The organism is Pseudomonas sp. UBA6276, from assembly GCF_002438365.1.
Lineage (GTDB): Bacteria > Pseudomonadota > Gammaproteobacteria > Pseudomonadales > Pseudomonadaceae > Aquipseudomonas > Aquipseudomonas coleopterorum.
The window spans coordinates 1-1,863 of the sequence record NZ_DJUS01000179.1 but is presented as its reverse complement, the minus strand read 5'-3'; the positions used below and the strand labels follow the sequence as shown (position 1 = coordinate 1,863).

At 59.9% G+C, this 1,863-nt stretch carries 3 protein-coding genes and 1 pseudogene; all 4 read right to left on the bottom strand.

Going from position 1 to position 1,863, the window contains the following annotated elements; all coding sequences use genetic code 11:
• Positions 1-28 precede the first annotated feature (28 nt).
• Positions 29-631 carry an START domain-containing protein gene (locus B2V21_RS20115; RefSeq protein WP_049859851.1) on the bottom strand — a complete coding sequence of 201 codons (603 nt, stop codon included), beginning with the start codon at positions 629-631 and terminating at the stop codon, positions 29-31.
• 37 nt (positions 632-668) lie between these two features.
• Entirely contained in the window at positions 669-920 is a 252-nt protein-coding gene (locus B2V21_RS20110; protein WP_049859850.1) for a YkgJ family cysteine cluster protein, read from the bottom strand.
• 130 nt (positions 921-1,050) lie between these two features.
• On the bottom strand, positions 1,051-1,560 hold the full coding sequence (locus tag B2V21_RS20105) for a translation initiation factor 2 (RefSeq protein WP_286917833.1): 510 nt from the start codon (positions 1,558-1,560) through the stop codon (positions 1,051-1,053).
• Positions 1,561-1,633: 73 nt separating this feature from the next.
• Positions 1,634-1,863, bottom strand: a pseudogene (locus tag B2V21_RS20100) (PLP-dependent aminotransferase family protein); the annotation flags it as partial.

Here is a 1,863-nt window from a genome sequence, read left to right as displayed (position 1 = left end):
GGCCGCCCTCGGGCGGCCTTTTGCTTTTCTATTGTTCCGCCTTGGCACGCAGCGCCTTGAGGGTGTTGAATGGCGCATCCACGACAAACTTGTTGGCAAGCCAGGAAGGCACGCTGCCGCCAGGCTCGGTGTGCACCTGGTAGATCACTTGGGTCTGATTGGCACCCTGAGGCACCATCTTCCAGAAGCCTTCGACCTGAGCCACGCGCACGAAGCCCTTCTCCTCTGGCACATAGTTTGCCGCCCCGGCCAGGTTGCGGGTAACGCTGCCATCGCTGCCATCCACCGTGGTGATGTGCAACACTGAATCCCTCGGCGTCACCGGCCACGGCGTATTGAACTGGGTGTAGGTCCATGTCTGATCGCCCTGATGCTTGAGCAGCTTCTGCGTCTTGCACTCGTGAATCCAAGTGCACGCGCCGGCGACGTCTTCCTGCATCGCCCGCAACTTCGCTACGCTGGCCTTGATGACGGTTTCGCCACGATAGGCCTTGTACTTGGAGCCTGCGACCTCGCTCAAGGAGACCTTGATCCCCTCCTCGTCCTTGGCCACCACCCACGGCTCCGCCTGGGCAGACATGTGGACGCTGCCCAGCAGGGCTACCAGCGCTATTGAATGCATCGCTCTCATTGTTGTTGTTCCTTGTTGTCGAGAATGGAGCCCTTGCCTATGCGGTCATCTGCTCCCACCAACCCAGAATGCGCACGGCATCCTGATCGCTGTCACCGCACACCTCGGGATCGGCATTGAACGCCGAGCACACTGCCGGCCGCTCGGGCAAACCGAACAGCGCACAGAGGTTGTCCAGAGATAGCTGCACGCAGCGCTGCCCTGCCGGCTTGCCTAAAGGCATGCCAGGAATAGGCGAACTGATGGAAGGGGCGATACAGCAGGCGCCACAGCCTTCGCGGCATTTCATGACGTCATGACCTCACAGGCACGAAGGGTTGAAGAGCCCCCATGGTAGTGACCAAACGAGCGTTTGAAAATGCCCGCATCGATATTTCAGTCAGCCAAACTGTAACGGCCGATACCGCAACGGGCACTGATCACTGCTTGAAATTGAAGTCCAGCGCCGCACCCTCGACTTCACGACCGTCGCCGCGCCGCTGCAGCTGCATTTCGTTGTTCAGCAGACGACCATTGAGCTGGAAATCCTCATTGCCCTTGTCACTGAAGAAAGCGGGCAGGATGGGCTTGGGCGCACGCTCGGCAAGCGGAGTCGGCTGGACCGCAGCGTTGACAGGCTGAGTCGGCGGTTTGAGGTCCTTGACGATGTCCTTGGGCAGGCTCAGATCCAGCTTGGCCTCAGGCACAGGAGTGGCGATGACGTCCGACTCCTTACGCGAACGGCTTTTGGCCGCCTTCTTGCGAACCGCCGGTTTTTTTGCCACGGCCTTCTTTGCCGGCGCGTCAGTTTTGACGACAGGCTTGTCAGCTTCCGCCGAGCGCGCTGCGGAAGACGGACTTTCCGACGTTTGTGCCTGAACGCAAGGCACTGCGAAGACGCCTAGATTCAAGCAGAAGACCAGCAATGCAATACGACGCATGGTGTTCATAAGAGCACGGCAACAACGATGAGAGCCCTATGCTCCGCGTTCGCGGTCGAGCTGACAAGCCCCCTGAGCGCTTTCAATAGGAAACTCCTGACTCCTGACACAATTGACGTGCCAGTACACCCAGCGTCGCCAGGGCACGCTCCGCCTCGCGATTCCACGGCACGCCGCAATTGAGCCGAACGCAGTGGTTGAACTGCTCTGTATTGCTGAAGATCAGCCCCGGGGCAATGCTGATCCCCTGCTCCAGCGCGCGAACGTGCAGTTCCTGGGTATTGACCCGGCCCGGCAGACTGACCCAGAGAA